Here is a 6433-nt window from a genome sequence, read left to right on the forward strand (position 1 = left end):
CGGGCGTGGGGCATACGTAACAGATGGCGGGCCGAGGTGCACACCCCGGCCCGCCCTGTCGTGCAAACGCGTTGCGTCCGCATCACAGTTTCTGCAGCTGCTCCAGCACCTCACGCGCGCGCTCTGCGCTGCGCCCGTCCTCATCGTTAGTCACCTCGATGATCGGCACGCCGCGCCAGTGAGGGCGTGCGTCTCCGATGGAAGACCAGAACTCGTCCCAGTGCTCGAGCTTCCACCTGTCGCGATCCAGCCCGCGCTCGATGAGCCTCCGACGGGTGGTCTCCCCCGAAGCGGAGACCCGCACGACGATGGGCCTGGTCTCCTCCGGCCAGCCGCCATCCGCACGCGCTCGCATGATGTACCCCGGGTCCGCGAAGTAGGCACCGAAGGGCGCATCCAGTACCACCGGCAGGCCGTTGCGCAGGTTCGCACTCGTGAGGGCGAGCAGCGTCGAGTACTCGAGGGGACGAACTGTCTCGACGTAGAACGCGCTGCCGTCCCGCGCACCCGCATCTTCCCCATTCGCAGTGAGGAGGGCGCCGGTGAACCGATCCGCGATGTCGTCCTTGTCGAGGAGGGCGGCGTGCAGGGCGCGGGCGATCGCTGCAGCGACCGTGCTCTTGCCCGATCCGGCGGAGCCGATCACGAGCACGGCGGGGATCGGGATCATCGGGTCACCTCGACTTCAGCCTGCGGACGCTGCTCTCGCACCAGGACGCCGTAGGTGAAGGCGCCCAGCAGGAGGAAGAGCCCACCCACCACGAACACGAGGTCGAAGGTGCCGGTACGGTCCAGCACCACCCCGGTGATGATCGGTGCCATAGCAGCGCCGAGGAACCCGCCGAAGTTCTGGATCGAGCCGAGAGAGGCCACCTGGTGGCTCTCCGCGACGTCCGAGGCGAGGGTCCAGATGCAGCCGATCGGGATCTGCGCTGCGAAGTAGCCGATGCACAGCAAGATGATACTGAGGGTGGTGGACTCGACGTACGCCGCCGGGGTGACGGCCACTGCCGCCAGGACGGCACCGCCCACGATGGGGATCTTGCGCGCCGTGACGGTGTGGACGCCACGAGTGATCAGCGAGGTGGACAACGCGCCGCCGGCGAGCACCCCCGCGATGCCGCACAGGTAGGGCAGGGCGGCGATCCAGCCTGTCTCTTCGAGGGAGAACCCGCGGCTGGTCTCGAGGTAGCCGGGGAGCCAGGTGAGGAAGACCCAGACGGTGTAGAAGATCGAGAACGCGCCGAGAATCATGAACCAGGTGTTGCGGGTGGCGAGCAGGGAGAACCAGGAGGCCTCCTTGGCAGCAGCCTCCTCCACCGAGGCGTCGCGAGGAGCATCGAGAGAGGGGCCCTTGATGTCGGCTTCCTCCTCCGGCCGCGGGTCGCGGTAGGAGAACCACCAGATCGCGGCGACCACCAGGCCGGCCATGCCGACGATGATGAACATCGAGCGCCATCCGCTGGTGAGCAGCAGGAAGGTTAGCAGCGGCGGAGCGAGGGCGTTGCCGAGCTGTGAACCGGTATTGATGATCGACACCGGCAGTGAGCGCTCGTGCTGGGCGAACCACCTCTGCGAGGCCTTCAGGCCTGCGGCGAAGAAGGGGGACTCGGCAACGCCGAGCAGCACACGGCACAGGTAGAGCGTCGCGAAGGAGTCCGCGAAGGCGGTGAGCACGGTGATCACGGACCAGGAGACCGCCGCTGCCATGAACATTTTCTTGGGCCCGAAACGGTCGATCAGGTACCCGGCCGGGAGGTTCGCGAGCGCGTACGGCCAGGCGAACGCGGAGAGCAGCAGGCCCATCTGGACCGTCGTGAGCTCGAGATCGGCGGCGATTGTGGTGTTCCCGATGGAGAGGGTGGAGCGGTCGAGGTAGTTGACCACTCCAGCCACCAGGATCAACGCGATGAAGTACCAGCGCAGCGGGAAGGTGCGGGAGCGCTGGCGCGGCAGCACGGTGGTGGGAGCGTCTTTGCCCATGGAGATCACGTCCAAGGTGTTGGTGGGCCCCTCGGGCCCAGGATGTGGAGAGGGAAGGTGGCGCGGTCGCGCCGTGTGGAGCCGGTGTTGGCCCGGGGTCAGCCGCGCGCTTGTTCGATAGCGGCAAGAAGCGTGCGTGAGCTCGCCGTGATTGCCGCAGCGTCCCCGGCCTTGCAGATGTAGCTCGCAACGCCAACGCAGCACGCCCCGGCCGAGATCCACTCACCGACGGTGTTCGCGTCGACTCCACCAGTCGGGGAGATCGGGATCTGGGACAGCGGGGCACGCACGGACTTGAGGTAGGCCGGACCCAGGAACTCGGCCGGGAAGAGCTTGACGATGTCCGCTCCAGCCTCCGCCGTACGGAGGATCTCAGCGGGGGTCATCGCACCGCTGATCGAGGTGACCTGGTAGCGATTCGCCACATCGAGCATCCCCTGGTTGAACCCGGGGCTGACCAGGATGTCCGCCCCAGACTCGACCGCGCGGTACGCAGAGACCTCATCGATCACGGTGCCGACGCCGACAGACACGCCATCGGCTCCGAAATCTGTCACGAGGCGCTCGACCAGGCGGAGCGTGTCCGGAACTGCGTAGGGGATCTCAAGCGCACGGATCCCCCCGGCGACAGCCGCCTTGGCGATGTCGTACGCGCTGTCCGCATCCGAGGTGCGGATGATCAGCAGTGCGCCGGTGGAGAGAATGGGCTCGAGAGCAGACTTCGTCGGATGCATGCCGGCAACCTAGCACAACAAGTAACATCCACAACCAAGCGTTCACAACACATCACAGATCGGAGCGCGATGAACGAGCTCAGCCTGATCCCGGCGCAGCGGCACATCCTCCTGCTCAGCGCCTTGCGCACTGAAGGGCCGCTGAGCATCCGGGTCCTCGCCGAACGTCTCGGGGTCTCCCACATGACAGTGCGCCGCGATGTCGCGGAGCTGGCGGAGGCCGGCGAGGTCACGCAGATCCGCGGCGGGGTGAGGCTTACGGAGGATCCGGGATCCGCAGTCCCGCTGGACCTCACTGGGCGGCTGGATCTGGAGCGCCCCAGAAAGGAGGGGATCGCTGAGGTCGCTGCGGAGCGAGTGGAGGACGGAATGTGCGTGTTCCTCGATGCGGGCACGACGATGCAGACGCTTGCGCCGCTGCTGGCCGGTCGGCGAGATCTCACAGTGGTCACGACGGATCTGGCCGTTGCCTCCGCTCTGCTCAGTGCCGACGGCATCACCTCAGTGCTCGCCGGCGGCACGATCGATCCGACGGTGCGCGCCACGGAGGGGCACATCGCCGCGATCGTCGCCGGCATGCACAACTACGACTGCGCCTTCCTCTCCTCCCCGGGGTGGTCGCTGTCTCGAGGGCTGACCAGCCCCACAGAGGGCAAGCGCGAGCTCAAGCGGGCCGTGATGCAGGTCGCGACCCGTTCGGTCCTGCTCTCGGACTCTTCGAAGTACGGAAACCTCTCCGCTCTGACCGTGTGTCCGCTCGAAGAGCTCGACGAGATCATCTGCGACGACGGACTGCGTACCGAGGTCCGCGAGCGCATCCGGGAGACCGCTGTGGAACTGGTGGTGACGTCGACCAAGGCGTGAACTCCAACAGTCGGCTCTCGACAAACCGGCCCGGTACCCGTGATCGGCACTGGGGTCGTGTTCGCGGGGCTCGTCGTTATTGTTGTCGTGCTGGGCCGACGCCACGTGCACGAGGGGGCAACGGGCGACACGGTGGCGCCCGACGGTGCGGGCGGTGGCGAGGTGACGGCGCGCCGTCCGGCCCGCTTCTGGCTCGCTCTCCTCGGCGCGCTCCTGGTGTCCCTGGTCATGGAGGCGTCACCGTCCACCTGGATCGGCCTCGCCGTGGTAGTCGCCGCAGTGGCCGCCCTCGGTCATGCGCTGCTGCGCGCCTCGCAACGACCCGGCTGGACGGTGCGCCACGTCGCTGCGGCCGGCCTCGGCCTGCTGCCCGGCCGCGGGCTGCTGGCCTTCACGACCACCCTGCTGGCCGACGAGGTCGACCAGGCAGAGAAGCTGTGCCACAACGTGGTGATGCTAGGGGTCGTGCTGCTGGTCGGAGCTGTTGCCCTGAGGAAGCGGACGGCGGCGTAGAACTGAGCAGGGGGCACTGAAGTCTTCGATGTGGCGGAGCACCACCTCACTGCACGGCTGGCTCATTCCTTTGAAGTAGTACCGCATCGAGAAGGTCGTCCGAGTGGAACTTGGCGAAGTTCGACGGGCCCCGGCGCATCAGGCCGAGCGCCATCGAGCGAGCGGCGGCGAGGACCGTCGGCCTCTCGTACAGCTCAGCCATCGCCCCTAGCGGCACATAAAGGGTTTCTGCATCCGGATATGAGCGGTAGGACGTCTTGGTGATGTAGCGCTCCCGGCGGTCTGCCCTCGAGAGCTTCTTCCGGTCGACGTTCAGAATTGACTCCGTGGTGCCGTCATCGCTGAAGTGGAGCATGAAGAGCAGCTCCACATTGTGCGCATTGACAGTGAAGTAGCGGCGCTGGAGCTTCGTCCGCGCGGTGCCGGGCATGGCGGAGACGCCCCAGTACAGGCCGCTGGTCGTTGATGGCCAGGGGATGACGGAGTGGACGTACGTGGGGAGGTCGGCGAGCACCTCGGGATAGTGGTCGAGCGCGGCGAGCTGCTCGAACTTCGGCCGCCGCGCTGCCGACGTTCTGCCGCGAGCGTCCGCTCGTCCAGCGGGTAGGCGGGCCGGACGCCGGAGAGCCATTCGGCCTGCTCTTGGACGTCGACCACGAGATCCAGGGCCGCGTCGCCGCCAGGCATGTTGGTGAACGCCCGGTTCCGCACCACGAAGGACTTCTCAGCGTCGGTGATCATCGTGCGCTCAAGAGCGTTCAGCTCCTCCGGACCGCACTCGACGAAAGAGACCGCGACGATGTCTTCCCATCGACGGCGGTGGGCGGCGAGTCGACTCGACAGGTCTACGGTCTGACCGACATAGCGCTGGCCATCGTCGAACTCGAGGGTGTAGATCCCGCAGAGCTTACGGTCCAGGCCGAAATAGACGCTCGGCGCGACCGAGTTATCGACCTCCCAGCGGCGCTGGAGGGACTGCCGCACGGATAGGTGACAGTTCGGGTCTCAGGCCGCGAGGGCGACCGGGTTCATGATGGTCTCGTACTCGATGGGGGTCAATCGGCCCAGGCGGGCCTGCCGGCGACGGCGATGGTAGGTCCGCTCGATCCAGGTGATGATCGCGATGCGGAGCTCTTCTCTGGTCCGCCACCGCTTGCGATCCAGGACGTTCTTCTGCAGCAGCGCGAAGAACGATTCCATCGCGGCGTTGTCCCCAGCGGCACCGACTTTGCCCATCGATCCGATGAGGTGGTGACGGTTCAGGGCGTGCACGAACTTCCGTGACCTGAACTGGGATCCGCGGTCCGAGTGCACGATGCATCCGGCAGCGTCGCGGCGCCGGGATGCCGCATTGTCCAGGGCGTTCACTGCGAGGCGGGCCTTCATCCGGTCGCTGATCGAGTAGCCGACGATCCGGCCGGAGAACATGTCCTTGATCGCGCAGAGGTAGAGCTTGCCCTCGTCGGTCCAATGCTCCGTGATGTCGGTCAGCCACAGCTCGTTGACGTCATCGGCGGAGAAATCGCGCTTGACGAGGTCATCGTGCACGGGCGGTCCCGGACTCTTGCCATTCTTGCCGCGCTTCTTCCCGAACACGACCACCACTGGTTGTCGCGACAGATCTTCCATGCCGTCCGCTCGCACATCTCCTCGCCGGCATCGGCGGCCTCGCCGACCAGGAAGCGATACCCGTACTCGGGATCATCGCGGTGGGCGTCCAGCAAAGCGTTGGCGCGATAGGCCTCGACCAGCTCAGCTCCGGTGACCTGCCGTTTCCGCCAGCGGTAGTAGGGCTGGCGGGAGAGCTTCAGGACCCGCAGGGACACCGCGACGGGGATCCCGTCCGCGGCGAGCTCGCTCACGAGCGGGTAGAACCTTTTCCCGGCAGGTTCGCCTGGGACAGATACGCCGCAGCACGGCGGAGGACCTCGTTCTCCTGCTCCAGCAGTCGGATCTTCTTCCGAGCATCACGCAGCTCGGTCGACTCCTCCCGGGTCGTGCCGGGCCGGTTGCCGTCATCGATATCGGCTTGGCGGATCCACTTATGGAGCGTCATCTCGTGGACACCGAAGTCCTTCGCGATCTGCGCGAGAGTGACCCCGTCCTCACGGGACCGGGCCACACGCACGACGTCCTCGCGGAACTCTCGGGGATAGGGAGCGGGCATGATGCACATCCTTCCAGGCCGCCCATCGGGCAAGCCAGATCAGATGTCACCTATCCGTGCGGCAGTCCCACTTGACAGGAAGACCTACATACCAGCCGAGGCTGTCTCGACATGACAAGCATCGCCGTCAAGTCAGACAATTCGGGTGTGTCCCCTAGCGTGGTGGCAATCC

The 6433-nt window shown here is 66.3% G+C and carries 7 protein-coding genes and 1 pseudogene; 3 read left to right on the forward strand and 5 right to left on the reverse strand.

The window, feature by feature from the left end; all coding sequences use genetic code 11:
* Positions 1-82: 82 nt before the first annotated feature.
* The 3 genes from HMPREF3159_RS11975 to HMPREF3159_RS11985 form a co-directional block, all read right to left on the reverse strand.
* Complete coding sequence (locus tag HMPREF3159_RS11975; protein WP_210388875.1) at positions 83-652, reverse strand: P-loop nucleotide/nucleoside kinase family protein; 570 nt, start codon at positions 650-652, stop codon at positions 83-85.
* Positions 653-666: 14 nt separating this feature from the next.
* On the reverse strand, positions 667-1983 hold the full coding sequence (locus tag HMPREF3159_RS11980; RefSeq protein WP_070501216.1) for an MFS transporter: 1317 nt from the start codon (positions 1981-1983) through the stop codon (positions 667-669).
* A 98-nt stretch (positions 1984-2081) separates the two neighbouring features.
* Complete coding sequence (locus HMPREF3159_RS11985; RefSeq protein ID WP_070501217.1) at positions 2082-2717, reverse strand: bifunctional 4-hydroxy-2-oxoglutarate aldolase/2-dehydro-3-deoxy-phosphogluconate aldolase; 636 nt, start codon at positions 2715-2717, stop codon at positions 2082-2084.
* A 69-nt stretch (positions 2718-2786) separates the two neighbouring features.
* Here HMPREF3159_RS11985 and HMPREF3159_RS11990 point away from each other — a divergent pair, with 69 nt between their 5' ends.
* A complete protein-coding gene (locus HMPREF3159_RS11990) occupies positions 2787-3581 on the forward strand; it encodes a DeoR/GlpR family DNA-binding transcription regulator (protein ID WP_070501218.1) in 795 nt (264 codons plus the stop codon).
* Between the two features lie 39 nt (positions 3582-3620).
* Positions 3621-4094, forward strand: coding sequence for a hypothetical protein (locus HMPREF3159_RS11995; protein WP_070501219.1), 474 nt, complete (start codon positions 3621-3623; stop codon positions 4092-4094).
* 46 nt (positions 4095-4140) lie between these two features.
* Here HMPREF3159_RS11995 and HMPREF3159_RS12000 read toward each other — a convergent pair whose 3' ends face one another.
* Entirely contained in the window at positions 4141-4608 is a 468-nt protein-coding gene (locus HMPREF3159_RS12000; RefSeq protein WP_141748202.1) for a hypothetical protein, read from the reverse strand.
* Positions 4609-4736: 128 nt separating this feature from the next.
* On the opposite strand from HMPREF3159_RS12000, the gene HMPREF3159_RS12005 reads away from it, so the two are divergent.
* Positions 4737-5084, forward strand: coding sequence for a hypothetical protein (locus tag HMPREF3159_RS12005; protein ID WP_070501221.1), 348 nt, complete (start codon positions 4737-4739; stop codon positions 5082-5084).
* A 15-nt stretch (positions 5085-5099) separates the two neighbouring features.
* On the opposite strand, the pseudogene HMPREF3159_RS12010 reads toward HMPREF3159_RS12005, so the two are convergent.
* Positions 5100-6261, reverse strand: a pseudogene (locus HMPREF3159_RS12010) (IS3 family transposase).
* Between the last annotated feature and the right edge of the window lie 172 nt (positions 6262-6433).

It is taken from the genome of Brachybacterium sp. HMSC06H03 (assembly GCF_001807385.1).
GTDB classification, from domain to species: domain Bacteria; phylum Actinomycetota; class Actinomycetes; order Actinomycetales; family Dermabacteraceae; genus Brachybacterium; species Brachybacterium conglomeratum.